This is a genomic window from Pseudoalteromonas arctica, assembly GCF_012927645.1.
GTDB classification, from domain to species: domain Bacteria; phylum Pseudomonadota; class Gammaproteobacteria; order Enterobacterales; family Alteromonadaceae; genus Pseudoalteromonas; species Pseudoalteromonas arctica_A.
This window is the reverse complement of record NZ_JABBMT010000042.1, coordinates 1-26,965: the sequence shown is the minus strand read 5'-3', so window position 1 is coordinate 26,965 and position 26,965 is coordinate 1. Positions and strand designations below refer to the sequence as shown.

Sequence of the window (26,965 nt, the reverse complement as noted above, 5' to 3'; positions counted from 1 at the left end):
TTATGACGATATTGTGGAGCAAGTAAGTAGGGCGTGGAATACATTTCGCTCAGACATTGATAACGTTAAGCGTATCTGTTCGAGAAAATGGATAAATTTGATCACTTAATAAAAAGCATTGGTATTATTAATGATACCAAACATATTTAATGCTTAATCTTTCATGGATAACGTCTCGTTCTAAACATCCTAAACAGTCAATTGAGGCACAAGAAGACTTTAAAAAACTTCCATTATAATACGATCATCACAATTCCAGGCCACGTGGCGCTTGATAGAGTGGATGTGTGGTTTCAAGATGAAGCGCGATTTGGGCAACAAAATACCACCTCAAAAATTTGGGCAAAGAAAGGTTCAAGGCCCCGCGTGGTCAAACAACAGCAATTTATTTCTATCCACTCATATTTTTGGTGCAGTATGCCCCGCAACAGGGCAAACAGAGGCGATTATAGCCCCTTATTTGAGTAAGGATATATGAAGCAACACTTACAACTCATTTCAGATGCTACGCCATGTGGACGGCACGCAGTAGTTATTGTTGATCGCGCAAGCTGGCATATGGGTAATGTTAGTGAAGGGATTAACAATGTGTCGGTGATACCGTTGCCTCCTTACTCACCAGAACTTAATCCGGTTGAGCAAGTAAGTAGAGTGTGGAATGTGTTTCGTGTCCGCTTAATCATCATTTGTTGCAATTTCATCCTTGGTTTACTTTCTGTCCTGTGTAAAACTAGATAGGTTAATTTAGTAAATCAGGTGACATGAATGTCGAATATAAAAGCTTGGAAACTTATCAGTTTATTTTGTTTGGTAAGCTTACTTATGGGCTGTCAATCGAAAGAAGAGCAGTTACAAGAAACAATTAAACAATCTATAGCTAAAGCTGAAGTTGAGTTAGTAGGGCTTGGTAGTGCCTTAGATAACGGCTCAATTCGTAATGCCGCTTTATTAAGCGAATATGGCCGTATACTTAGCAATGACAAGCCAGAGCTAGCTAAAATTGCTGGCGTGCTCGTGCAAGATGCAACTCGAAAAGGCGCGCTTTACTCAGGTTTGCAACAACGCTTAGCTGATATCAAAAGTACTTACCTTATACCTCCTTACGATGCGACACTGCAAAATATTGATCTGTTGAGAGATGCTGCAAAGCCCGCTTTATTTTCGGACGCTTTGACCGATCCTATTAACATGCTTGCTGATATGTCGGGTGGCTCGCTTGCGCGTGTCGGTGCAATCAGTCAGCAGGCTGAAGGGGTTGGTGAAGGTAACCAGTTAGTCGGCAATCCAAATTACGGCAACTGGCAAACTAATAGTAATGGCATTAGTTTTTGGCAATGGTATGGCATGTACCGTATTTTAGGTGATGTACTTGACCGTGTTGAATATGGTAGTTGGAGCAAGCGCCGTAAGTATAGTTACTACAATGATTATGGTCGTGCGCGTTACTCTAGTCCTAAGCAAATTAAAGCACAAACCGCCGTTGAAACACGTACTAAGCAATCGTATCAACGCCAAGGTAAGCAATTCACAAGCCCTTATGCGTCTAAAAAAACCGGGGCTTCTGGGTTAAGTCGTAGCAGTTATACACCGCCAAAAAGTCGCAGTAGTTACTCCAAAACCAGTAGCTATAGTAAATACTCGGGATCGGTAAGAAACAGCAATAATAGAACCTCTCGCGGTGTCAGTCGCGGTAAGTAAACGGCTATTTAAAGATTTAGTGTTGGAGTTTAAAGAATATGTACGAATTTAATGGAATAACTATGTGGTCACTACAAGCAATCGCGATTGATTTTGCGATTATTATTGCACTGTTTGTTAGCCTTAAATATATCAAAGGTTGGGTGTCTAACTTACATGCCAATGATGAGATCACTGAGCGTGATAACTTTGCGTTTGGTATTAGCTTTGCTGCCGGCTTAGTTGCTTTAGCAATTGTGCTAACGGGTGTAAGCAGTGGCGCATTTGCAGTGAGCTTACAGCAAGAAGCATTACAAATGGCAGCTTATGGTTTGTTAGCTATTGTGCTAATAAAGCTTGGGCACTTTTTTCAAGATAAAGTGGCACTGCGCAAAGTCAGCTTACATGATGAAATAGTGAAGGGTAATGTAACTGCCGCGGTGATTGATTTTGGTCATGTTGTGAGCGTGGCAATCGTGATTCGCTCAGCGCTATTTTGGGTAGCTACAGAAGGCTGGCATGGTTTACCAATCATTATAGCAGCGTTTATTATTGGTAGCATTGCGTTATTGCTCGTGAGCCAGTATCGCGTGCAACTATTTAAGCGTACTAACCGAAGTGGAGATTGCCTACAACAAGCAATCGTTGATGGTAACTTGGCTGTTGGTATTCGCTATGCTGGCTTTTTAATCGGTAGTGCGCTTGCGCTTACTGCGGCTTCTGGTATCGCGCCTTATGCTGCAGATAGCATTAACACTAGCTTGATCTTTTGGGCGATTAGCGCTTTGGTTAGTTTAGTCGCATTTATCGTACTGCATTTAATTACGATTAAAATTATCCTTTCAGGTTGTGATATATCAGACGAAGTGAACCGTCAAAAAAATGTGGGTGTAGCAACTATTTCAGCGGCAATCTCGTTTGCTGTGGGCATTACCATGGCAACTCTATTAGGCGCGTAAAACTTGTCACATTCTAAGCAAAGCCCAAGTAAGTACTCCTTACTTGGGCATGATTTTTTATTAATTACTGTGATGGCCATACTCGCTGGGTGTGGCCTTATTTATGAATATCTGCTATCTCATTATGCTGGACGAGTTTTGGGCTCTGTAGAGAGCGCTATTTATGCAATGATAGGCACTATGATCGTAGCAATGGGTATAGGGGCTTTTTTAGCGCGTTGGTTTAAGGATGCCTTTACCGCCTTTGCGTGGCTTGAAAGTCTTATTGCAATCGTAGGTATGGGCTGTATCTTAGCTATAGCCAGCGTTATTGCTGTTAGTTATTCTTTACCGCATATTTTTTCTGACATTTTTAATCTACCAGCTGATGTAATTCTTAACGGCTATATATTTCAAAAACTCCAAGAGTGGTCACGATTCCTCCCTTATGTATTTGGCTTATTGTTAGGTCTATTAATCGGTATGGAAATTCCACTTATCGCTCGCATACGTCAGCATGTTTATGGTCGTTTCTTAGAAAATAATGCTGGCACGATCTACGGTGCCGACTATATAGGTGCAGGTATTGGGGCGGCTATTTGGGTCAGCATTATGTTGGCTATGCCAATCATGCAGGCTGCAGCATGGACTGCGCTATTTAATATTATCGCAGGTTTGGCATTCTTGTGGCGTTATCATAGCTATGTCCGTTACGCGAAACTATTATTGGTATGTCATATCGCTTTACTGGTGTTATTTGGTTTTATTTTAATGCTTGGTAGTAGCTGGATGAAAGATTTAAGTAATGTGCTTTATAAGGATAAAGTTATTTATTCTGAGGCAACTAAGTATCAGCATCTGGTGTTAACCGAGCGATTGAGCCGCAATCAACCCGATCCAATTACCGATCTTTACTTAAACGGTCGCTTACAGTTTTCTAGCATTGATGAGCAAATTTATCATTCAATGCTAGTGTATCCGCCATTATTAGCGTCGAACCGTCACGATAATGTATTGATTATAGGCGGTGGTGATGGGTTAGCGCTAAGAGACGTATTGAAGTGGCCTGTCAAAGAAGTCACCTTAATTGATTTAGATGCCCAGTTACTTAGTTTATTTGGTCATGATGACGATGAATTTAACCCTCCGGCTGCTATTCATGAGCGCTTAACTAAACTTAATAAGCACTCAATGGCTGATCCTCGATCGTATATTAAAGTGGGTGATGCTTTTCTTGAAGTAGAGCGGTTACTTGATGAAGGTAAGCGTTTTGATACCATCATTATTGATTTACCGGATCCGAATCATCCCGATTTAAACAAAATGTACAGCGACTATTTTTATAATCATATCCGTCAATTACTAGCCGCAGATGGGGCAATGGCTGTGCAATCAACTTCCCCTTATCATGCTAAAAAAGCATTTTTAAGTATTGGTAAAACAGTTAAAGCGGCAGGTTTTAAGCATGTTGAGCAATATCAGCAAAATATTCCATCATTTGGACAATGGGGATGGACGATTGCAACCACCGCAGGTCAATCTGCAAGTGCGAGAATTAGCGATATAACAAGCTTACCGGTTGCTTCTAGGTGGATCAGTAAAAAATATTTATTGGCAGCATTTGTATTCCCTAATCATTATTTTGAACAAATAAATGATATTGAAGTCAACCAATTAGGCTCAGGTACTTTATATGATTATTATCGCAGTGCATGGCAGATAGAAAGCGAATTATATAAAAATTAATAAATCATGGTTGACATAATATGTCTGCCATGCGAATCTTAACTTAGACATAATATGTCAAATGACAAAAGGCAGAGACATGGAATTAAATGAACTTTCAATAAAACTAGCATCTTTTGAAACTGAAGGCGCTAACTTTGAGTCTTTCTTGATTGCCAACCCAGGCGAGCAAGATGTGTTGCAAGTCATAGTAGATGGCAATGATGAGCTTCCAATTTTTGTTACTCAGACACAAGAGCAGCTGTTATGTATTAGCTATTTGTTTGCTGATGAGGAAGTGAAGCCTGAACTACGTGATGAGTTGAATGAAACCTTATTACGTTTGAATGTACCAATCCCACTGAGTGCATTTGCGAAGGTTGATGATAAATATGCGATCTTTGGTGCTTTGTCGGTTAATTCATCGTTTGATGATATTACCCATGAGCTAGTTACTTTAGCTGATAATGCCATCGATGCATTAGAAGCGGTAACCATTTATTTAAACGATTAACAGCTAGCTATTTTAAGTGGAGTTAAGATTATGAGTATTTTAAAAAAGTTATTTACAGCAGTACGTGGCGGCGCGCGTGAAGCGGGCGAAGCAATTGTTGACGCGAATGGTATTCGTATCTTTGAACAAGAAATTGCTGATGCGCAAAATGCGCTGCAGCGTGCTAAAAAAAGCCTAACTGAAGTGATGGCTAAAGAAATGCAAACGAAGCGTAAGATTAGCGCATTAGATGCCTCAATTGCTGAGCACGAAGCGTATGCAGGTCAAGCACTTGAAAAAGGTAATGAGGCGTTAGCACTAGAAATTGCTGAGAAAATTGGCGACTTTGAAGCTGAAAAAGCAGAGCATGATCAAGTGTTAGCTGGTTTTAGCAATCACATTGTAACGTTGAAGCAGCAAGTAAAAGATGCTGAAAAGTCTATCAAAGAAAACCAACGTCAGCTTACCATGGTTAAAACCACTGAAAGCGTGCAACAAGCAACAATGGCAGTAAATAGCACACTTAATACTAATAGCTCGTCGATGACGAATGCACGCCAATCACTTGAGCGTATCAAGCAACGTCAGCAAGATCGTAGTGACCAGCTTGGTGCTGCTAAAGTACTTGAAGCTGACACTAATGGTGATGATCTTAAAGCTAAAATGGCTGAAGCTGGAATTGGTGATAGCAATCCAAAAAGTGCAGATATCTTAGCGCGTATTAAAGCGAAGCAAAACGGCTAACGCGCAATTACGATTATTAAAAGGTAACTTATTATAAGTTACCTTTTTTGCTTATGAGGCAGTCTATGTTTAACTTCTTTAAGTCTAAAAAAGCCCCTGAACGTCAATTGAATCACCCTAGTGAACTTAAAAAAGGTGATATGTTCACAGTGATTGATTCGTTTGCTTACCCAAGTTGGCTAAAAGGCCAAACATTGCGCGTTACCGATGTGCAAACTTATCAATATCAGCACAGGGCTGATTATGAGCTAGTACTTGAAAGTGATGCTGGCAAGGTGATTTTTTTGCAAATAGAGCGCAGCGATGGTGAAGAGTGGGCGAATTTTTCAATCAAAATCCAACGTGATGAAGTGGATGAAATATTCACATTGGATGAGTTTGCACGCATCTTTGACGAAGACGATTTAACCTACTTAGAAGTGAAAAATACACCTGAGCGTTACATGCAGTTTTTAGCAAAAAGCTATCAACAAAGTGAATCACCGTTTGTGTGTTATTTTCATAATAAAGATTACCGTAGCCAGCCATTACCACGCTATGAGCAAGAAGGTGGCGAGCCATGCGAAATGATTTGTCTTGAGTCGAGCGATGGGAGTCATGGTTTAAATATTGAGATTTGGGATGGTGGAGAAACTGAGGTATCACTCACTTTAACCCGACCAATCACAGACATTGTTGATCTGTTCCCTGGAGATGCGCAGTGAGTAATGCAAAAGATAAATGGTTACGTCAGGAGCAGGCAGTAAGAGCCACGCAAATGGCGTTTGATCTTAGCAGTGAAGTGCAAAAATCGATAAAAAAGCAAGCCATTGATCAAGAGCTAACGCCATCCGATATGATCCGCAAAATTTTATCACTTGAGGTTAAATCAAAAAAAACGCGTCAACGTTTATCCTTTAACCTTAATGATGAAGAAATAGCATTACTTGCTGAACGCTTTGGCGTTGCCCCAGATGATAAGCGGGCAGTAAAACAGCAAGTTGCTGAGTTGCTGATTGCTCGAACTAGTCAACGCTAGATTTTGCCTTCTGATTATTAAGCTCTTACACTTAGGGCTTAAATTATCAAATAATGAGTTGTTGTGAATATTATTTTAATCGCCTATCTACTAATTTTTGCTTTGTTTGGCACGGCAGCGAGTTATTTCTTACGGTTTATTTATGCCTATTGGGTTAAAAAGCAGGTGCCGATGCATTTTATTTTTAAAGCGGGGATTTGTATTGTGGCGGTGGTGGTAATTTCCGCGCTGATCCCATTATTGGTATAGCGCGGTTGCAGAAGAGCGACTATTTTAGCTCAAACGACTGGCATTGCTGATCAATGCATAATGCTTGCACAGGTAAAACCGGTAAACAATCAGTTAAACCATTGGTTTGATTATCGGCAGTTTCTTGCTCAGTAATTTGATCCGCTAACTGCTCTGCATTTTCTTGTTGTGTGTGCAAGGTTGAGTACACTACATAGCGACTTGGGCCACCACAGGCACGTTGGCCTACTTCAAGCACCTTACATTGAAAACTCGCTGTACAGCTATTATCTTGCACCAACTCAGCCAATGCGCTATTTAATTTAGATACATTTGTATTGTCGTTTGCTGGTGTTGAGTCAGAAGTGCTGACACAACCGCTGAGGATCAGCAAACTGGCTGTTGTTACTAAAAATTTAGAATATGATGAACGACTCATATTGGTTTCCCTTAATAAACACTTGTCGCAGAGCTTTCTAGTTTAACACATTTATTTTCAATACACTGAGCCGCAGGGGCAGTCAGGTGCTGACAAATACTGATCATCTTGTTCTGTGCATTAAACTGGCTTTCAAGTCTGGTGATCTGCTGAGTTAACTTTTCAACGGCTTGCTCATTGGCCGTTTTATTAGAGTAAACAATATAGCTACTAGGACCGCCGCACGCACGGCTACCAACCGGTAATACTTTACATTGAGAGCTGTTATCGCAGTTTAGATCTGCAATTTGTGTCTGTAATTGCTGGTGGACCTTTTTAATGTTATCTCTTGTTGCCGGAACTTCTGTTTGCGGATTTAACTTAGTTGCTTGATTATTTTTAGCTAGCGTCGCAGGAGTTGGGCTAAGTTGATTGTTATTCGGGGTGGCAGCATCAGAACAAGCCGATAAACATAACGGCAGTAGAAGCGCGATAATAAATAAGCGCATGATAAACCTTTACAGTGATGAACAAGTAATCACCATCATACACTTTGCAGATAACACAGCAATAAAAACTATGACATTCAAAGGTTAAACCCGACGCTAAGGACGGGTTTAATATTCTTATAGCCCGCCTTGGGTTAATTTTGCGGGATTGAGCAAAGCTTCCAGCTCACTACGTGATAGGTCAGTTTCTTGCTCAGCAACATCAAGAATTGGACGGCCATCTTGATATGCTTGTTTGGCAATTTTAGCCGCTTTAGCATAACCAATGACTGGATTAAGCGCGGTCACTAATATGGGGTTTTTGGCGAGTGCTTTGTCGATATTTGTGTGTTTCACTTTAAAGGATCGAATCGCTTTATCAGCTAATGCTTGGCTACTATTTGCCAGTAAATCAATACTTTGCAAAATATTGTAAGCGATTACAGGTAACATTACATTGAGTTCAAAGTTACCAGATTGACCTGCAACAGTAATGGCTGCGTCATTACCAATCACTTGTGCACTAACCATGGCTGCCGCTTCAGGGATCACAGGATTTACTTTACCGGGCATAATTGATGAGCCGGGTTGCAAGGCTTCCAGTTCGATTTCACCAAGGCCAGCGAGTGGACCTGAATTCATCCAACGTAGGTCGTTTGCTATTTTCATTTGTGCGACGGCGAGTACTTTTAACTGCCCTGATAAAGCGACAATGGTATCTTGCGAACCTATGTTATAAAAAAAGTTCTTACTTGGCACAAAACGTACACCGACATTGGCACTGAGATTTTTACAAAATTGCTCAGCAAACAAGGGATCGGCATTTATACCAGTACCAACGGCTGTGCCTCCTTGCGCTAAAGCAGATACCCCTTCAAGGCTGTAGCGGATCCCTGCCATTGCACTATCAACTTGGTGTTGCCAAGACCCTAGAGTTTGCGCAAATGTCACTGGCATGGCATCCATCAAATGAGTTCGACCCGTTTTTACGATTTCACCTATTTCTGACTTTTTGCGCTCCAACGTCTGTGATAGCTGATCCAGCGCCGGAAATAGTTCATACACCACGTTAATTACACTGCTTACAGCAATAGTGGTAGGGATCACGTCGTTAGAGCTTTGGCCCATGTTTACGTCGTCGCTGGGGTGGATAACCTCATCACCATAACGACTTGCTAAGGTTGCAATTACCTCATTAGCATTCATATTAGTGCTAGTGCCTGACCCTGTTTGAAATACATCAATAGGAAAGTGTTCTAAATGCTGGCCATCAATAATCTCTTGGCATGCGCGCTCGATTAACTGTGCTTTATTTTTACTGAGATGACCAAGCTCGCAGTTGCTTTGCGCTGCGGCCTGTTTGATATAAGCAAGCGCGGTAATAAACTGTTTTGGCATTACTAAATCGCTAATGCGAAAGTTATTTACAGCACGTTGAGTTTGCGCTTGGTAAAGTGCATCTGTAGGGACTTGTAATTCGCCCATACTATCTGATTCGGTTCTAAATTCGCTCATGAAAACTCCTAGAAAGGGTTAAATTCGTGACTGAGAATACGGGCTTCGCGCTCTAGTATCAGGTATTTCTTGATACTATTGTGGCTGCTATAAAAGCGCTTTAATGCCAGTAACGGTTTATAAAGTTGCTCTAAACATTGTTTGCGAATTGCACAATGGACTAAAGGGTCGCACATTTTGTTGAGAATTTCATGGAAAGTGCTTCTTAGATAGAGCTCTTGCAGCAATAGGCTATGGTTTTTTTCGTAATTACGTGCAGCACTCAGGCCAGCTTCAATATAGTTTGCCACTAGAGCTGGCGCATGTAGCCCTGGTCGCGGGCAAATACATTTCATTTGCTGTTGATAATAAAGCATAGCGTGATATTCATGCATAAGAAAAACCGATTAACTGTAATGGTAATTGTTATCATTACAGTTAATCGGTTGCGGTGCAAGTCACAAATTGTAAATATTGGAGGAAGGTGAGTTGTTTAAGTATAGCCAGGAATAAATATTGGTCTGTTTCATGTATTAATGCTTGATTTGGTTGCGATAGTAAATCAGTTACAGTGACACGTTCATCGCAACCTATTTTATCTATTGCTTTGAATTATATCGTTGTTATATAAAATTAAGTATTTAATAGCGACATCTGTTGCAAGATTTGCTTTACTAATGGACACACTTTACCAATCTTGGTGCATCTGTATTGAGATGCTTGGAAATATATATGACGAAACCTTTCTCGCAAGCGTGTGAAAATAATAAGAATCCAATATTAAGCGTTATCACAGCATATTTAACACAAGTCGAGAGTGTGTTAGAGGTGGGATCTGGTACGGGTCAACACAGCGTGCACTTCGCTGCTAATTTACCTCACTTACAATGGTATACCAGTGATCGCTTGGTTAATCATAAGGGTATTAAACAGTGGCTTGATGAAGCAAAGCTAGGTAATTTGCACGCACCAGTAGAGTTAGACCTAAATCGCCCTTGGCCAGTAAATACCGTTGATGCTATTTATACTGCTAATACGTTACACATCGTCAGCAAACCGTTAGTTGAGCAATTTTTTACTGGTGTTAATAAGCATTTAGCGTCAAAAGGTCTCGTGTGTATTTATGGCCCATTTAAATACAACGGCAACTTTACCAGTGAAAGTAATCAGCGTTTTGATGAATTTTTAAATCAGCAAGAGGGTCAAAGTGGCATTCGTGATTTAGAATGGGTACAGCAATTGGCTGAGCAAGCAGGGTTAATGCTTGTTGATGATATTGCGATGCCCGCTAATAATCAGTTATTGATTTTTAAACGCCATTAGCTATCAATCTTAAAAGGTAATAATTCAGTGCATTGCTGATGATAAATGCGCATATGTTGGCGCTCTCGTTGTAAGTAATCTGCTATCGCAGGACTAAAAGTAGCATCCATTACGGCATGTACGGAGTGAGTAAATACCGGTGCAAAACCTCGTGCTATTTTATGCTCGCCCTGCGCACCTGAGTGAAAACACTGAAGCTGATGTTTAATGCAATATTCAATGCCTTGGTAATAGCAAAGCTCAAAGTGCAGGCAATTAATTTCTGCTATAGCTCCCCAATAGCGCCCGTATAATGTGTGATTATTTTTAAAGCTCAGTGTTGCAGCGACCACGTCGTGATCATGGATGGCATGCATGATCACCAGTTTATCGGCCATTAAGGCATGTAATAAAATAAAAAAGTCATGATTTAAATAACCCATGTGGCCAGAGCGTTTTAAATAAGTGCGTTGGTAAAATTCGCAAAACTGGCTCATCGCAGCTTTAGTTATTTGTTCACCTTGCAGCCATTCAATACTAATATTTTGCTGGGTTATTTTATTACGCTCTTTTTTCAATACTTTACGTTTTCGCGCGGTTAACTGCGCTAAAAAATCGTCAAAAGTAGCGTAGTTTTGATTTTGCCATTGAAACTGCACGCCAATTCGATGCATGCATTGATGTGGTGTGAGTTGAGATACTTGCTGTTGCGAGCAAAAGTTAATGTGCCAGCCAGACCAATCTTGTTGCTCACACTGAGCTGTTAAAGTCTGTGTAATGTACTGATACACTTGTTCCGGGTGTGAGTGTGCAATCGCAAGGCGTTGACCTTCTATAGGGCTAAACGGTGAGCCAGATAACCACTTAGGGTAATACTCTAAACCGTGTTGCTGGTAAGCTTCAGCCCATGCCCAATCAAATACATATTCGCCATAAGAGTGACTTTTTAGATAGCCAGGTGCTAATGCCACCAAAGTATCATTTTGGTAAATGGCTAAATGCTGCGGTTGCCAACCAGTCGCGGCTGATACGCATTGGCTTTGTTCTAATGCAAATAAAAAAGCATGATCAGTAAATGGATTATCGGCAAAAAACTGCTGCCAAACAGCGGCATCTATTGCACTGATACTGGTTAACCAGCGGTGACTAAATATACTCATTATTGATTGCCCTGCGAGCCTTCACCTGCTTTTTGCTGTTCATAATATAGTTTAAATCAGTTAACTGAGTAACGCAGTTGGTTTGGCTGATAGTAAAGTTAGAGGTTGTTAATAAAATGAGAGTTAGTAATATTCCATTAAGGCTCATAAACATCAACATAATTGATTAGGCATTCAGTTAGCTTATCGAGTTCGAGGGGTTTTGCAAGATGTTGATTAAAACCAATTGCTAAGGCATTGGCTTTATCTTCAGGCATAACATCAGCGGTTAAGGCAATGACGGGTAATTGTTCAGTACTTTTAATTTGACGTATTAAGGCGGTGGCTTGGTAACCGTCCATAATCGGCATTTGGCAATCCATTAACACTAAATCAAAGTCATTTATTTTAACTTGCGCTACTGCCAGTTCGCCATTTTCAACCAGCGTTGGGGTGATCCCCAAAGAGCTAAGCATTGCTTTTATCACTAATTGATTGACGCTGTTATCTTCTGCAACCAGTATTTTTAGTTTGCTTAAATCAACATGTTGTTGTGTGTACTTTGCTGTTACTTGTTGCGCAGCACACGTATTTAACTCGACAGACAGGGTAAATGTGGAGCCTTTATCTGGCTCGCTCTGTACACTGATGTCTCCAGACATTAGTAAGCAAAGTTCTTTTGCGATTGTTAAGCCGAGCCCCGTGCCACCAAACTTACGTGATGTTGAGCTATCTGCTTGGGTGAATGCATTAAATAATTTACTTTGCTCTGATGGGGCAATGCCGATGCCAGAGTCCTTAATAGCTAGGATAATTTGCCTACGTTTATCGGTTATCTGTTTGCTGTATGCGTTAATACTTACTTCACCTTCGCAGGTAAACTTAATGGCGTTACTACACAGATTTAATAAAATTTGCTCAATTCGCATAACATCACCTTCAAACCAAATATCGGTTGGTAATTGGTTATCAACTTTCCAGTGAATGCCTTTTTGTTCTGCGCTTTGTTCGAACATACTACTAATGCGAGCAAGTAGAGCATTTAAATCAAAAGGAGCAACTTCCAAGGTGAGCTTTTGTGATTCAATTTTAGATATATCGAGTACATCATTTATCAAACTTAACAATGACTTAGAAGCTAGGTTGATTTTATTTAGATAACCGATAAGAGTTTCAGAGCTATCTTCATTTTTAGCTAAGGTTGAAAAACCGATCACTGCATTAAGTGGTGTACGAATTTCATGACTCATATTTGCTAAAAACCGGCTTTTAGCCTGATTAGCTAAATCAGATTGCTTTTTAGCTTTGACAAGCGAGCGAGTACGCTCCGCTACTAAGCGCGATAGAGCAATCTGTTGATGATTGAATAACAGTAATATCAGTAAAATAAGCGAGCTTACAATGACCTGTAGAATAATTAAAAAAAGTGTCATGTGATTAGTTTGATGCGGTAGGAACTCATCTTTAACTGTTAAATCAACTAGCCATGTTTGCCCTGCAAAATTAATCTTGATAGTTGTAAGTTTATTACTTTTGGTTGGCACATTTTCGGTGTTTTTATAAAACGGGTTGGTAGCATTGGCTTCATAAACAGAGATATTAAACATCTTATTTTGTGCTTGCGTAAGCGATTGAGCAAGTATGTTTTCCACTAAAAATACACCTGTTGCATAGCCTTTAATTGAGGCAACCTCATTATTTTGTTGATACACAGGAGCAAATAATAAATAAGCGGGTTCAGGTTTTTGTGCTTGAATTAATTGAATTATTTTAGTGCCTACAGGGCGGTTTTTGATGCGTGGATCGAGTAAAGTCTCACGACGATCTGTACGAGAATTGAGGTTAAAACCAATAGCGGATTGGTTTTCTGCAAAAGGAGCGATATAGGTGATAATCACTAAAGGATCGTTGTTTGATAATGCGGCCCCTTTAATGCTCGGATCAAAGTTATATGAATTATAAATTTCATTGAGTTGATTGTTAAAATCACTGACCTGAGCAGGAGAAATTTTGCGGTTCCATGAAAATGCTTTAATAAATGCATGCTCAGCCAGTAATTGGGCACTGTAGCTATCAAATTCTTGCTTGCTCAAAGTCGGTGTTGATTGGATTTGGCTTGCAAGGCTTTGCACGGTTATTTGGCTGAGGTTTAAATTACGTAATAAACTGTTTTCAATGATAGATGTTTCACGCTTGGCAATTTGTATCGCATTTGAATAAGTCTCTTGGTTGTATAGCTTTGTGGTGAAGGCTACAGAGACGAACAATACTGAGCACACTGCAATGGTAGGCAATGGGGTGACGTAGTGTCGTTTAAATTTAGGCTGTAGTAACGCCAATAAAAAAGGGGTTGCGATCAGCACGCCGAGTGAGTCACCTAACCACCAAAAAGTAACATTTTTCCAGTGATTATCAATGCTGTAGGCGGGATTAAATTGACTTAAAGCATAGACGCCAATATTAGCTGATATGAGGCTGACGATAATACCGACGATAAAAATAAAATAAATAATAGATTGGCGTTGTTTTAAATACAGCGGATGACCTACCCAGTACTTTAAAAGAGCCGCGCCAATCATGCCTTGTAGCACTGCACCTAAGCCGATTAGCAGTACTTGTTCTAAGGTATTGCCAATTAAAACCTGATCAGTGATCGCGTTATCACCGATACTTAAATTAAAGGCGACAGAGGCAATAAATAATGCCGGAATAAAACGCCACCACCAGATAAAACAGCCAACTAAGCCAATACCAGCAGGGAGCCAAATAGGGATGACTTGTGATTGAAAGGCAAAATTAGTCAATAACTTACCAGTTGCAAGATAAGCAACCGTAAACAATATGTAGAACACAAAAGAGCTGGATGTTGAACGAAAAATCTTCACATGCATCCTTGTTAAGTATGATTTTTATAGTGATGTTTCAGTATAGCGAATTGGCACTAAATCGTATTATTTTTTAAAGTGGTAGCTACTCTATATTATCTGTTAACATAAATGCAATGAACTTTGGTGTGGAGTAATATCTGTGAGTAATAATACCCAGGCATTTGATGAGTGGCTTAGAACCCGCTTTGTAGAAATTAATAGTCAACTAGAGGCTATTTATTGGCAACAAGAAGATAAAGCCAACGTAGAATTTGTCGGGGAGCAATTTAAGCATCAGTTAGAAACTGAAGGTAATGCGCACATTCATAAGCTACTGGCAGAAGGCAATACTGATGAAGGATTTGATCGTGCGTTTGATTTACTTGGTAATGTAGGGTTATTTATGGCGGCTTGTCGACGTCATGAGATCACTGAACCATCGCGCGAGACAACCTCACCTTTAATTGAGGCCTCGGCACTAGCCATGCATATTGGTGCATCAATAGGGGTTACCCCACGCTTTGCGACGGCTCATTTAACCACCCATAATAAGGCGATTAATGGTCTTTATAAGCGTTTTACTGATCTACCTGATGAAAAATTATTCATAGATTACAATACCAAGGGGATTTTAGCCTATAAACGAGCAGCTGATGCATTGTTAAAAATTCAGCCCTTAGGGATTTCACACCCGCTATGCGGTGATTTGCTTAAAGTTGCTAAGCAGGCGTTGGTTGATGTGATCGAATCGAATACGGCTTTATATAATCAGTTAGATAGCGAGCGGTTCTTTTTCTGTGTACGTCCTTACTATAAGCCGTATCGAGTTGGCAAAGAGGTTTACCGTGGTGCCAATGCGGGAGATTTCGCCGGGATTAACGTTATAGATATGCTGCTAGGTTTATGCTTTGCCAACGAACCGAGTTACTCGCAAATGCTGGTGGATAAATTTTTATATATGATGCCTGAAGATCAGCAAATTCTGCGAGAGTCTATGCGTATGCCAAGCATAATGGATGACTTCTTAGCGGCAGGAGATGCCCGCGATAGCTCGTGGTTTAAAACCAATGCCAAGTTGTTTATACAAGTATGTAAACTGCATGGCGATACTGCCATAGGTCACCACAATCAACTGGTTAGTAAGTTTATAGCTCAGCCAGCTCAACATATGCAACAGCAACATATGAATAAAGTGACTGCTAGCGGTCCGCCATTGCATGTATTATTGGATTCTCTTGAACAATTAAGAGATCGTCGAGCAGCAGCAAAGCGTGATGATATAAGAACTCGTTATGATGATTTAGTACAATTAAAGCAATGGGTGAGTAATTAGCATGTACAAAGATGACTTTGATCTTGCGGTTGGTTGTTACTTACTAAATCACTCTGTTGGCCGTGCACTGAAAAGCAGCCAAGATGATTTTAACCAACATTTTTTTGCTCCTTGGCAGGCGAGCAATAAAGAGCCATGGCAACAGTGGCTGCCAGCCATTGAGCGCTTTACTCAGGCGCTAAGTGTATTGTTTAATTCACCGAGCAGGCAATTTTGCCCACAAGTAAATTTATCGAGCGCTTTAACAAAGTTAGTTATGTCGCACCCTCGCTTACAGCAAGCTAATTGTAAGGTGTTGATGGCGCAAAGTGACTTTCCTAGCATGGGGTTTGCAATGCAAAAAGCGCTGGCAAGCAGCGCGGAAATAAAGTTTATTCCTGAACATATAGATTTAACTGATAGCGCACAGTGGCAACAATATATTCAAACAGATATTGATTTAGTCTTTATCAGTCACGCTTATTCAAATACTGGTCAGCAAGCGCCCGTAGCTGAAATTACGCAACTGTGTAAGCAAGTGGGCTGTTTGAGTCTTGTTGATGTGGCGCAGTCAGCTGGTGTATTGCCGCTAGATTTAAGCCAAGTTGGTGTTGATTTTATGATTGGTTCTAGTGTTAAGTGGTTATGCTCAGGTCCCGGTGCGGCGTATTTGTGGGTAAACCAAGCGCAACTAAATGTGTGCGAACCGCAAGATGTGGGATGGTTTTCACATCAAAATCCATTTGAGTTTGATATTAATCACTTTGCATATCATGATAGCGCATTGCGTTTTTGGGGTGGTACTCCATCGATTGCACCATTTGTCCTCGCCGGACATAGCATTGGTTACTTTGCCAAATTGGGTGTAGCAACAGTGCGAGTGCATAACTTGGCGCTACTTGAACAATTAAGTGCAGAGTTTAGGCCATATTTAGTGTCACCAACAACACCAGAAAAATGTAGCGGTACAGCTATTTTAAATTTTGGCGAGCAACAGTCAGCGGTATTAAGTGCACTGTCTCAGGCGAATATAAGTGTCGATGCGCGAGCATATGGGATGCGAGTTTCACCGCATATTTATAACAACAGTAGTGATATAACACAGCTAATAAAAGTGGTTCAACACACCCTAAGCTAAATTTATTGGCTTAGTTGCGCTTTAAACGCGTTTAATGCATTAATTTGCTGCTGATGCTGCTTTATTTTCGGCTCAATGCGTTGCTCAGCTTGTGCTGTGCGTTTTGCTATCGCATCAGCAATTGAGTTTGCCCCCATTTTATTTGCAGAATCTTGCGTCATATAGTTTATTTTGGTTTTTTGTTCTGCAAGCGTATTTTGAAGTTGCTTTATTTCTCGTTGATAAACTGCAATTTCACGATCAATTTTTTGAATCGCAACATAACTATCTACAGATCCCATAAGCTCTTTGCTCGGTTGCGTATTTGTTGCTTGAGTTACATTAGTTGGCGGAATTTTGATTTCTTTAGCATCGTCACCACAAGGTAGTTGACTAAAGGTAGCCACGCCATCAACCGTGCATTGGTAAACAGCTGTAGCCTCAGCAGCTGGTGGTATCAGCATCGCTACAGCAGACACCATTGTTAACTGAAGTTGTCGCAAGTACACTTATTAATCCCTAAATTCGCATGAAAAAATCCAGTACAGCTAGTTTAACAAGTTTGTTAATTTGAATCGCCAATTAATTGTTGCGATTTTATTTACCTTATAAAGGCGCCTTTTGCAGTGAAAAATACCCGAGTAAGTGACGCATAGTGTTAGCTTGCTCTGCCATTTGTTTCGCCGCAGCCATAGTTTCTTCAGTCATCGCTGAGTTTTCTTGGATCAAGGTTGTTAGACGTTGTACCACAATATCTACCTCTTTAATTGCCTGCTGTTGAGTAATCGAAGAGCTATTGATTGACACGATCATATGGTTAACGTCAGCCACAGCACTGACAATTTGCTTTAGTTTCTCACCGGATGAATTAGCCAGAGCTGTACCGTGGCTAATTTTTTGGTTGCTGTTGCTTATTATAGTTTTAATTTGTTTCGCCGAGGTTGCGCTGCGTCCTGCTAATTCTCTAACCTCATTGGCTACGACCGCAAACCCACGACCATGCTCGCCAGCTCTGGCTGCTTCTACTGCAGCGTTGAGAGCTAATAAATTGGTTTGAAATGCTATTTCGTCAATAACAGAGACAATCTCATTAATATCCTTACTGGAATTATTGACCTCAACGATGGCATGAACCGTTTGTGTGGACAGCTCGCCCCCTTCAGTTGCGCTTATTTTAGCGTTTTCTGCAAGCTTAACCGCTTCGTTTGCTTGCTTAGCTATCGCCGCTATTTCATCCAGCATGTTGCTGCTGCTGGCACTGGCTTCTTCTAAATTAGCTGCTTGCTCTTCAGTGCGTTGACTTATTTCGGTGTTACTTTCTGCTATTTCTGCGGCGCTTTGTGACACTCTTGAGGCAGACTCTTGAATACTGCTAATAACACTAGTAAGTTTTTCAATCGTTTGATTTACATCTGCTTTTAATGTAGCAAATACACCTTGGTAATCCTGCTGTACTTGTTGATTTAAATTGCCTTGAGCAAGCCCGCTTAATACCTTAGTTACTTCTGCGATTGCATCTGCGGTGATGGTCAAAGAACTATTCACATCATTTTGCAGTTGCGCTAATTGGCCTTGCATGTTTGTTTCTAGTTGTTGATTAAAATCACCGCTACGCATAGCTGCCATAACGCGCGCAAGCTCAGCAATAACAATACTTAAATTACTAATCGAGCTATTTACATCATCTTTAAGCACATTTAGCTGGCCATTCATGTCGCTATCGATTGTCTGTTCGAAGTTACCTTTACTGATCGCCAGCATAACGTTTGATATTTCACTTACAGCAGTGTCTAAACCCATAATTGAGTTATTAATATTGTGCTTTAAAGTTGATAATTGGCCATTGGCACTGCAATTTACTTGTTGTTTAAAGTTGCCTGCATTTACAGCCGCCATAACATCGTTAATATTTTTAATGATTAACGCGAGATTGTCGACGCTGGCATTGATATCATTTTTAAGTGTGGCTAACTGGCCTCGCAGAGGTTGCTCAAGGTGTTGTGAAAAATCTCCATCGTGTAGTGCGCTCATTACGCGGCTGATATCACTTACTGCTCCGGCTAAACTGTGTACTGAATTATTCACACTGTTTTTTAATTGCGCCAAAGAGCCTTGTGCGGCTACCGTAACTTGTTGTTTAAAATCACCATGTTCAATATGGCTCATCACCCCGACAATTTCAGTAATGGTGCTATTTAGCGATTGCAGTGAGCCATTTATATTTTGTTTTAAGGTCGCTAATTGTCCCTGCATTGGAGTCTTTATTTGGCTATTAAAATTTCCTTGGCTCATTTCATCTATAATATGATTTAGTTCACTCATTGCTTGCTCTAGCGAGTCTGCGCAATTATTTGTGGCCTGTTTTAAGGAATCTAATTCGCCTTTGCAGGGCGCACTAATTCGGTGGTTAAATTCACCTGCGGCCATTTTATTCATAACTGTATTGGTTTGGGAAATAGAGCTTTGCAGTGCATCAAGCAGGCAATTAAAAGCACTTGCCGATGAGCCTATTTCATCATTCGAAAGCACTGGCGTTCGTACCGAGAAATCACCTTTTTGTTCAACGTGACGCATTGTGTCGACCAGTAATTGCACCGGATGGGTGAGTGAACGAGCAAACCAAATTGCGACCAGAGTGATGCCAATAATCGATATGATTAAGGTGCTAACAAGAATCGTCGTTAAATGACTGACCGTGGCAAAAGCTTCGTTTTTATCTATTTCGGCCAGTAACGACCATTGCATGCCTAATACGTTAACGGGTTGATAAGACGACAGTACTAAGGAGCCACTATAATCGGTGATTACTTGCTGACCTTTTTTCCCTTGCTGAGCAAGCTCAGTTGCCAGTGTTTTTACTTTACCGATGCTTGGATAGCGAAAAGAATTTACGACCGAATGGTTGTCGGGGTTAAGAAAGGAGTCAGAGCGCATTAAAAAATCAGGTCCGACTAAATATGTTTCGCCACTTGTACCTAAACCTGCCCGCTCAGTCATAATGACGTTCAGGGCATCAATGGATAGTTGAAAAACCAAGGTACTGGTATGTACGCCTTGGTTATAAATCGGGGTGGCGACAAAACTGGCTGGTGCATTATAAGATGGCAAATACTGCTGATAATCTACAAAGGTAATTTCATCTTCATTGATCATTTTTGCTTGTTTAAATGCCAATGCTAGGTTGCTACTAGCATAAGGTCCATCAAGTAAAGAGGTGGCAAAGTCAACTTCTTTGTAAACAGAGTAAATCACTTCAGCACTGCGATTGTCGATGATAAAGACATCGTAAAAATCAAATTTCTGCGCAAAGTCTAATAAAAAACCATGGTATTTGCTGTGTAGTAGATTGTAGTTATTGTCTGCACTTGCCTGGGCTAATTTTGCTTTCTCGCCAAGTGGATATGGATTATCTGCTAGGTATTGTGATTGCCAATATTTAGCTGTGGGCGAAAGTATAGAAAGCAGCTCAGGGGTTGGCAATTTATCTTCGTTTTCAAGCCGGTATTTAGTATTAAAGTCATTGTGATAGTAATCTGCCAGCTGTTGCTCTGCGGTGCTGTCGAGGGCGGTTGTATAGGGCTCTTTAAATGCACGGCTAAGTTCATCAGCTGCGGTGTGGAGCAAAGGGCTTTGTGCTAAAAATAATAATTGCGCATGTATATCGGCAAAATGCCTTTCAATGGCGCTTTTTTTTATTTCACTAACCGCTTCTAATTGAGCGTAAGTTTGTTTATTTAAAGCTGTCGCAGAGTTATACAGTGCAAGACTGATGGCAATCACCAAGGGAATTAATGCAACGAGCAAAAAGGCAATAACAAGCTTTTTAGTCAAGCTGATATTACGTACAAAGTCTCTGAATGAACTGGTTTGGCTAACCATAAAAACATCCTTATCAAAGTAAAGCTGTAAACCTAATGCGGTAATTAAGATTTAGTGTAGAACAGCTTGAATTAAAAGCGAGTCGATGACAAAAAATAGATTTTTTAGATGCTGTAATGGGCTCGCTATACTCTGTTAAACTACGGGCATTCAAATTAAAGTGTGTTTGCTATGAAAAACTCCATTATTCCAGTTGTATTGGCCGGTGGTATCGGTTCGCGGTTATGGCCATTATCACGCCAAGCTATGCCAAAACAGTTTTTACCTCTACTGGGAGATGAGTCATTATTGCAAAGTACCTTAAATAGAGTCTCTGACTCATGTTTTACCGATCCAATCTTGGTTTGTAATGAACAGCATCGCTTTATTGTCAGCAGTCAATGCCAGCAAATCGATGCTGCAACCATGGCGTTACTGTTAGAGCCCGATGGCAAAAATACAGCTCCCGCCATCGCATTGGCAGCACAATATGCATTACAGCAAGGGCTTGATAAACCTTTATTAGTGATGCCAGCCGATCATCAGATTAATAACTTTGAGTTGTTAATAGAGCAACTTCCTGATGCGGTAAACTTGGCGCAACAGGGTAAATTAATTACCTTTGCAATTAAGCCAGATTCAGCTCATTGCGGTTACGGTTATATTAAAAATGGCACAAAAATAGCGGCTTCAAACTGCTATAAAGTGGATGAATTTAAAGAAAAACCCAGCCTACTATTAGCACAGCAATATCTTGCCAGTGGCGAGTACAGCTGGAACAGCGGTATGTTTTTATTCACTCCTAGCGCATACCTTGCTGAACTTGAGCGTTTTGCACCAAAAATCGCCAGTTGTATTGCAGCAGCCGCCAACTTTAGTCGCGACTTAGGTTTTACCCGTGCCAATAACGAAGCCTTAAAAAGCTGTCCAAGTGATTCAATCGATTATGCTATTTTAGAACGCAGCCCCAATGTGGCGGTGCTGCCTTTAGCGCTGAATTGGAATGATGTCGGCGGTTTTAATGCGCTATGGCAAAGTGTCGATAAAGACGAGCAAGGCAATAGCCTAAGCACAGATGACGTGGTTTTACATAGTCATAACAACTTGCTCAGCGGTGAAGAAGGTCATAGCATCGCTGCCCTTGGGGTGAGTGATTTAGCGATTATTCACACCCATGATGCAACTTTAGTCGCGAGTAAAAGCCAGTTAGATCATCTCCCAGAACTATTAAAGCAATTAGCCGTCAAGCACGAAGATAAATTGCTCCATCATCAAGCTATGTATCGACCTTGGGGTAGTTACCATGTGCTAGTAGAGGGGAGTGGCTTTAAAGTTAAAAAAATCACTGTAAATAGTGGCAGTAGACTCTCTACTCAACGTCACCAGCATCGGGCGGAGCATTGGGTTGTAGTTTCAGGCGTGGCAGATATTTGTATTGCTGGTGATACACAGATTTTAACGTCTGATCAGTCTTGTTACATCGCACCAGGTCAGATCCACAGCTTAGCAAATAGTCAAATTGAGCCGCTGATCGTGATTGAAGTACAAACAGGTAGTATTTTAGATGAAGCAGATATAGAGCGCTTTGATGATCAATATGGTAGATAGCCGATTAGGCATTGATCAACCCCGCCAAATCACGCTTTGTAATGTTGCCATACCAGTACTCGTACAACGTTTCTCCGATTGACGAATTTTCAATTCCGCTATTTTTTGCAACCAAATAGAAGTCCTTATTAAGATCAAATTCGAGCATAAGTTCAGATATGTCATCTGATTTAATGCAGGTGTACAAATATTCGTCAAGTGTTTCCTGTTTTGGGCTTGAATCAGAAGACAGCTCAGTTCGTAGATCGGTCTTGCGAGTTATTATCTTCGCAAGCCGTTGTAGCTTCCTCTTAGCGATCAGTTTGCGTATAAATCTTATGACTTCTCCTGATACCTAACTGCTTATAGAACAACATGTTGGTAGTTTATAACACACCAAAATGGCGGTTAATAATGTTGTCGGACAAAACTAGGATTCTACTCATTAAAACAGGAGTAACTTTAACCTTGCTACTTTTTCCTTGAAACTTCACTCTCGCTAACTCATCTGCTCTCTTACGTACTTTAAATATTGCTCCAAGCTATTTTGCCATAACACCAATGCTTCTGTGAGTGACTCTTTAAGCGGTTTGTTATCGAGTAAGCGTCGTTCTATTTTTTTTAACTCTATACCGTAGCGGTTAAAACCGAGCTGTAAAGCGGTGCTTGCTTGGCGATGCAGTAGCTTGATACATTGTTCTTTATCGTCGTTTAATAATTGCTGAGCACGGATCAGTTTGTTACGAGCAGACAGTACAAACTCGTTGTATATAGAAGATATTTCGTCTTCGCTAAAAGAACTTTTTAATGTTTCGGCAGCGGTGTCATCATACAGAATGTCACTGAGTTCTACCGCAGCACTTGGGGCTTGGCTGTTTTGTGAGTCACTCAATGCTTGGCGTAGCTTTTGTTGCTTTATAGGTTTACCAACAATATCTTTGATCCCTAAAGTAAAATATTCTTTTATTTCGTCAGGACTTAAACTGGCAGTAAAGGCGAGTACTGGCGTACGTTGATTTTTATGCTCCATACCTTTGAGGATTTTAAGTACCTCTTGACCAGTAAAGTCCGGTAAGTTCATATCGAGTAGTACCACATCAAAATGGTAGGTTTGCATTAGCTCGATAGCGCTTTTACCATCACGGGCTAGTTTGATTTTATGTTCGTCATCGGCCATAAATTCTATGGCTATTTTTTGATTTAAATCTAAATCCTCGACCAGTAATACATCTAATCCAGTTAAATAATCTTTTGATTGATGGCGCTGTTCTACAAGGCTGAGTTCGCCAAGCACAAGCGTGATATCAAAGCTAAACGAACTGCCTTTATCTAACTCACTGGTAATATCAAGTTGGGAGCCCAGTTTGGCTAGTAGGCGGCTGGTGATAGCAAGGCCTAAGCCTGTTCCGCCCTTTTCTTTACCTGCGCTACTTTGTACGTATGGCTCTGTAAGGTATTCTATTTCATCATCTTCAATGCCAGGCCCCGAGTCAATTACGCTAATACGAATATGATGTTCAAGTTGGCGCTCCTCTAATAACTCTACGCGAATTTTAACTTCACCTTTGTCGGTAAATTTAATCGCATTACCAACGAGGTTAATGATGATTTGCCGAAGTTTTTGTTGGTCGCAGTAGTAACAAGCTTGCTCAGGAAGATTGTATATTAACTCAAACTTTAAACGCTTTTGCTCAGCTAGTGGGCTAAGTAATAAACATAAGTTATGCAACCAGGTTTTAAATTCTACGTCTTCTTCATAGAGTGATTCGTTGTGTTGGTCAAGGCTGGCGTAATCAAGTACTTTATCAACCAATAAGTTAAGTGATTCTGCAGAGTTTATAATGGCTTCGCAGTAAGGTTTATCGCGGTGATCGGTTGATTGATTCAAAATTAGTTGTGCACTGCCTAAAATACCATTGAGGGGGGTGCGAATTTCATGGCTAATAGTTGATAAAAATAGTCCGCGAATTTCTAAATCTTTTTGCGCTTTGCTCGTTAGTTGGTTGAGATTTTGCTCTCTACGCTCATTACACAATAACGCCATCCCAGTGGTATAGAATATTGGCGCAATCACACCATTGATCAATAACGTAATGCTAAACCAGTTTTCTTTCAGTAGTGTTAGGTTGTTTACGCCTTCCATTAAAAAAACTCGCCCGGTAAAAATACAGCTGATAATCGTAAGGATCAAAATATAGACGATGCTACCGTTAGGGTAAGGTTTGCGCGCAAAGCGAATAAATAAATAAAGTAAGAAAAATGCTTCGCTTATATGCTGTAAATCAGAGGCCAGCATACGGTTACGTAGATTAGAGTCAACTACGGTAAAGTACATTAGCAATGCTCCGCAGAGCAAGGTTGCTAATACAAAAAACCGAAACTCTTTGCCGCGGTAATCTAAGAATTGGCTGATTGCTAACGTATGGATGATGGATGCACTAAACCATAAACTATTTGCAAGTACAATAGTGGCGATGCTATCGAAATGACCATGTAAGGCAAAGCTCATCAAGGCAATAAATAGCACTAAAGGATAAAGTATATACAGTACTGTGCCAGGAGTGTGTTTGTTAGCGCGCCAAGTTAAAAAATTGAGTAATGCCATGACGCCCATTATGGCGGCGCTGGCAAAGTAGAGCGTGAGGGAGTCGAGCATTCATATTCCAAGCAGATCTAGGTGACGAGTTTAGGATAATGGCAATTGTGTTTGTTAGCAAATATCGCGCTTGAATAAACAAAAAACAGGCACAAAGTACCTGTTTTTAATATTAGAATAAGAGTTGCTAGGCTAGCGAATTTCGTCAGGAATATTTTGTTGTGCCCACGATAATAACTCAATACGATTACGACACTTTGTCTTTCTAAATGCACTGTATAAATGAGTTTTTACAGTGTGTGGGCTAATACTTAACGCTTCAGCTATTTCTTTATTTTTAGAACCGTTACTCATTAAAGAGATAATTGCTTTTTCACGCTTAGTTAATTTTACTGGTTCAATATCACCGTCAGTAAGTTTATGTAATGCGTCTTTATTAAATTGCAGCATACGGTTTAACGCGTTGCACATGATATCGCGACGATACCATAGCTGGTCTTCCAGTAATAAACGAATGCCTTTCATTAGCACATCAGCGTTGTCGGTAGTATAAAAAACACCACGAATGCCGCTTAACAAGGCACGATTAGCAAGTTCTGGATTTTCGTCTAAGTTGAATAGCACGATATCGCATTTAACTCGTAGATTGACCAGTTGCTCTTTCAATTTTCCCCAAGCGCCTTGACTTGATGTTTCGATAAACAATAAGCGCGTTCCCTCCGGAACGTCAGCTATGTTTGTTCCGTTAGTAACATTGAGCCCTTGGGTTTTTAATAAAGGCTCTAATACATTAATACCAATTGTATTAATTGGCTCTAGATCTAGTAACAAAAAGGCTGTACTACTCATACTTATTATACTCTTGAATAAAGTTGACCAATCAATCCTAACATGAAATCCGCTCCTTTCGTATTAGAAATTTATTACTAGGGGGGTAAGATATGCATAGCTTTATAACGTTTTTCGTATTTTTTACAAAGAAACGATTTAAAAAACCTTGTAACAAATTGAAATTAATAACAAATAATATTTACTCCAAAACTAATATTTTTTACAAATATTTACAGTAAACTAGTTTAAATTAAACCTTTTTTCTTATCTTGGTAAGGAGGCCATCCCATTATTTTACCAGCTAGCATATGTAAATGAATATGATAAACAGTTTGCCCGCCGTGTTCATTGCAGTTCATAACCACGCGAAAACCATCCTCAGCAAAGCCTTGTTGTTTGGCTATTTTCGCAGCAACCACATACAGGTGGCCAACAATTGGCGCATCTTGCTCAGTAATATCATTGATGGTCGCAATTGCTTTTTTTGGGATAATCAGTGCGTGAAAAGGAGCTTGGGGATTGATGTCTCTAAACGCTATACTAAGCTCATCTTCGTAGATGATATCAGCTGGGATATCGCGGTTAATAATTTTAGTAAAGATAGTTTCTTGGCTCATTTAAAAGGCTCTTTGTTGGTTGTACTAAAGTCACTAATGACAAACTTTGCTTGCAGTGTCAAACTGAAATCAAACAACAAGGAGCTATTATGTGTAAACAGATATTTTTAAGCGGTATTGTGTCATTACTTTTGAGTGCGACAAGTGTGGCTGAAACCGTTAATTTTCCTGAAGAAATAGTCCCATTACAAGTGGGCGATAAGAAAATTGAACATTCATTTTTCAATCGTGTTGATGAAATCGAACTAGTCCCTGGCGTATATCAATTCAAACTTAAATACACTGATCTGTACGAGCAAGGTTACGATGAGCATCAAGTTGTCGACTCAGAACCATTTTGGGTAACGATGACCATTGCTGCCAATACAGATTATGATGTGGTGTTTAACCCGATCTTCCGCACCCACTTTAAGAATAAATTTTCTGATACTGTTCACCTAAACAATCAATGATGGTTTGATTGCGCGCTTCCAAATTGGCAACGATAGGAATTTTGTCTGGTAAATATATAATGCT

24 protein-coding genes and 1 pseudogene are annotated in these 26,965 nt (G+C 40.3%); 14 read left to right on the top strand and 11 right to left on the bottom strand.

All coding sequences use genetic code 11. The features are described from left to right. Window positions 1-134: 134 nt before the first annotated feature. The 9 genes and pseudogenes from HHO47_RS19445 to HHO47_RS17380 all read left to right on the top strand — a co-directional run. Window positions 135-645 (top strand): annotated as a pseudogene (locus tag HHO47_RS19445) (IS630 family transposase); the annotation flags it as partial. Window positions 646-765: 120 nt separating this feature from the next. Beyond that, window positions 766-1,698, top strand: coding sequence for a CHAD domain-containing protein (locus HHO47_RS17415; RefSeq protein WP_169021438.1), 933 nt, complete (start codon window positions 766-768; stop codon window positions 1,696-1,698). 38 nt (window positions 1,699-1,736) lie between these two features. After that, a complete protein-coding gene (locus tag HHO47_RS17410; protein WP_169021437.1) occupies window positions 1,737-2,636 on the top strand; it encodes a DUF350 domain-containing protein in 900 nt (299 codons plus the stop codon). 3 nt (window positions 2,637-2,639) lie between these two features. Then, window positions 2,640-4,361, top strand: coding sequence for a polyamine aminopropyltransferase (locus HHO47_RS17405; protein ID WP_169021436.1), 1,722 nt, complete (start codon window positions 2,640-2,642; stop codon window positions 4,359-4,361). Window positions 4,362-4,440: 79 nt separating this feature from the next. Then, complete coding sequence (locus HHO47_RS17400) at window positions 4,441-4,854, top strand: YjfI family protein (protein ID WP_169021435.1); 414 nt, start codon at window positions 4,441-4,443, stop codon at window positions 4,852-4,854. Between the two features lie 30 nt (window positions 4,855-4,884). After that, entirely contained in the window at window positions 4,885-5,577 is a 693-nt protein-coding gene (locus tag HHO47_RS17395) for a PspA/IM30 family protein (RefSeq protein WP_169021434.1), read from the top strand. A 65-nt stretch (window positions 5,578-5,642) separates the two neighbouring features. Further along, window positions 5,643-6,281, top strand: coding sequence for a hypothetical protein (locus tag HHO47_RS17390; protein ID WP_169021433.1), 639 nt, complete (start codon window positions 5,643-5,645; stop codon window positions 6,279-6,281). Beyond that, entirely contained in the window at window positions 6,278-6,595 is a 318-nt protein-coding gene (locus HHO47_RS17385) for a hypothetical protein (protein WP_169021432.1), read from the top strand. The genes HHO47_RS17390 and HHO47_RS17385 overlap by 4 nt, the downstream gene beginning before the upstream one ends. A 63-nt stretch (window positions 6,596-6,658) precedes the next feature. Continuing rightward, a complete protein-coding gene (locus HHO47_RS17380) occupies window positions 6,659-6,844 on the top strand; it encodes a hypothetical protein (protein ID WP_169021431.1) in 186 nt (61 codons plus the stop codon). 19 nt (window positions 6,845-6,863) lie between these two features. Here HHO47_RS17380 and HHO47_RS17375 read toward each other — a convergent pair whose 3' ends face one another. From HHO47_RS17375 to HHO47_RS17360, 4 genes are all read right to left on the bottom strand, one after another. After that, window positions 6,864-7,262: a hypothetical protein gene (locus HHO47_RS17375; protein ID WP_169021430.1), complete on the bottom strand. Its 399-nt coding sequence runs from the start codon at window positions 7,260-7,262 to the stop codon at window positions 6,864-6,866. 11 nt (window positions 7,263-7,273) lie between these two features. After that, the gene (locus tag HHO47_RS17370; RefSeq protein WP_169021429.1) at window positions 7,274-7,750 is read right to left on the bottom strand and encodes a hypothetical protein; all 477 of its coding nucleotides are present in this window, start codon (window positions 7,748-7,750) and stop codon (window positions 7,274-7,276) included. A gap of 117 nt (window positions 7,751-7,867) precedes the next feature. Continuing rightward, window positions 7,868-9,244, bottom strand: a complete 1,377-nt coding sequence (locus HHO47_RS17365; RefSeq protein WP_169021428.1) for a class II fumarate hydratase — start codon at window positions 9,242-9,244, stop codon at window positions 7,868-7,870. Window positions 9,245-9,252: 8 nt separating this feature from the next. Beyond that, window positions 9,253-9,618, bottom strand: coding sequence for a hypothetical protein (locus HHO47_RS17360; protein WP_248291038.1), 366 nt, complete (start codon window positions 9,616-9,618; stop codon window positions 9,253-9,255). A gap of 337 nt (window positions 9,619-9,955) precedes the next feature. Between HHO47_RS17360 and HHO47_RS17355 the strand changes: the two genes are divergently transcribed. Then, window positions 9,956-10,546 carry a DUF938 domain-containing protein gene (locus HHO47_RS17355; protein WP_169021427.1) on the top strand — a complete coding sequence of 197 codons (591 nt, stop codon included), beginning with the start codon at window positions 9,956-9,958 and terminating at the stop codon, window positions 10,544-10,546. Here the strand turns inward: HHO47_RS17355 and HHO47_RS17350 are convergent. Next, window positions 10,543-11,685, bottom strand: coding sequence for a GNAT family N-acetyltransferase (locus HHO47_RS17350; protein ID WP_169021426.1), 1,143 nt, complete (start codon window positions 11,683-11,685; stop codon window positions 10,543-10,545). The two genes, HHO47_RS17355 and HHO47_RS17350, sit on opposite strands and share 4 nt — an antisense overlap. Window positions 11,686-11,822: 137 nt before the next feature. After that, window positions 11,823-14,549, bottom strand: coding sequence for a CHASE domain-containing protein (locus HHO47_RS17345; RefSeq protein ID WP_169021425.1), 2,727 nt, complete (start codon window positions 14,547-14,549; stop codon window positions 11,823-11,825). 142 nt (window positions 14,550-14,691) lie between these two features. Here HHO47_RS17345 and HHO47_RS17340 point away from each other — a divergent pair, with 142 nt between their 5' ends. Together HHO47_RS17340 and HHO47_RS17335 are read left to right on the top strand one after the other, a co-directional pair. Further along, window positions 14,692-15,864: a monodechloroaminopyrrolnitrin synthase PrnB family protein gene (locus HHO47_RS17340; protein WP_169021424.1), complete on the top strand. Its 1,173-nt coding sequence runs from the start codon at window positions 14,692-14,694 to the stop codon at window positions 15,862-15,864. 1 nt (window position 15,865) lies between these two features. Then, window positions 15,866-16,981: an aminotransferase class V-fold PLP-dependent enzyme gene (locus HHO47_RS17335; RefSeq protein ID WP_169021423.1), complete on the top strand. Its 1,116-nt coding sequence runs from the start codon at window positions 15,866-15,868 to the stop codon at window positions 16,979-16,981. A 2-nt stretch (window positions 16,982-16,983) separates the two neighbouring features. Here HHO47_RS17335 and HHO47_RS17330 read toward each other — a convergent pair whose 3' ends face one another. Both HHO47_RS17330 and HHO47_RS17325 read right to left on the bottom strand, forming a co-directional pair. Continuing rightward, window positions 16,984-17,469, bottom strand: coding sequence for a DUF4124 domain-containing protein (locus tag HHO47_RS17330; protein WP_348981671.1), 486 nt, complete (start codon window positions 17,467-17,469; stop codon window positions 16,984-16,986). A 97-nt stretch (window positions 17,470-17,566) separates the two neighbouring features. Continuing rightward, a complete protein-coding gene (locus tag HHO47_RS17325; RefSeq protein ID WP_169021422.1) occupies window positions 17,567-20,839 on the bottom strand; it encodes a methyl-accepting chemotaxis protein in 3,273 nt (1,090 codons plus the stop codon). Window positions 20,840-21,010: 171 nt separating this feature from the next. Here HHO47_RS17325 and HHO47_RS17320 point away from each other — a divergent pair, with 171 nt between their 5' ends. Further along, window positions 21,011-22,426 carry a mannose-1-phosphate guanylyltransferase/mannose-6-phosphate isomerase gene (locus tag HHO47_RS17320; RefSeq protein ID WP_169021421.1) on the top strand — a complete coding sequence of 472 codons (1,416 nt, stop codon included), beginning with the start codon at window positions 21,011-21,013 and terminating at the stop codon, window positions 22,424-22,426. 478 nt (window positions 22,427-22,904) lie between these two features. Here the strand turns inward: HHO47_RS17320 and HHO47_RS17315 are convergent, their stop codons facing one another. From HHO47_RS17315 to HHO47_RS17305, 3 genes are all read right to left on the bottom strand, one after another. Next, a complete protein-coding gene (locus tag HHO47_RS17315) occupies window positions 22,905-25,061 on the bottom strand; it encodes an ATP-binding protein (protein WP_169021420.1) in 2,157 nt (718 codons plus the stop codon). Window positions 25,062-25,193: 132 nt separating this feature from the next. Further along, the gene (locus tag HHO47_RS17310) at window positions 25,194-25,850 is read right to left on the bottom strand and encodes a helix-turn-helix transcriptional regulator (RefSeq protein WP_169021419.1); all 657 of its coding nucleotides are present in this window, start codon (window positions 25,848-25,850) and stop codon (window positions 25,194-25,196) included. Between the two features lie 227 nt (window positions 25,851-26,077). Further along, complete coding sequence (locus HHO47_RS17305; protein WP_169021418.1) at window positions 26,078-26,449, bottom strand: histidine triad nucleotide-binding protein; 372 nt, start codon at window positions 26,447-26,449, stop codon at window positions 26,078-26,080. An 89-nt stretch (window positions 26,450-26,538) separates the two neighbouring features. Between HHO47_RS17305 and HHO47_RS17300 the strand changes: the two genes are divergently transcribed. Next, window positions 26,539-26,901, top strand: coding sequence for a DUF2057 family protein (locus HHO47_RS17300; RefSeq protein WP_248291037.1), 363 nt, complete (start codon window positions 26,539-26,541; stop codon window positions 26,899-26,901). The last annotated feature ends 64 nt before the right edge of the window (window positions 26,902-26,965 follow it).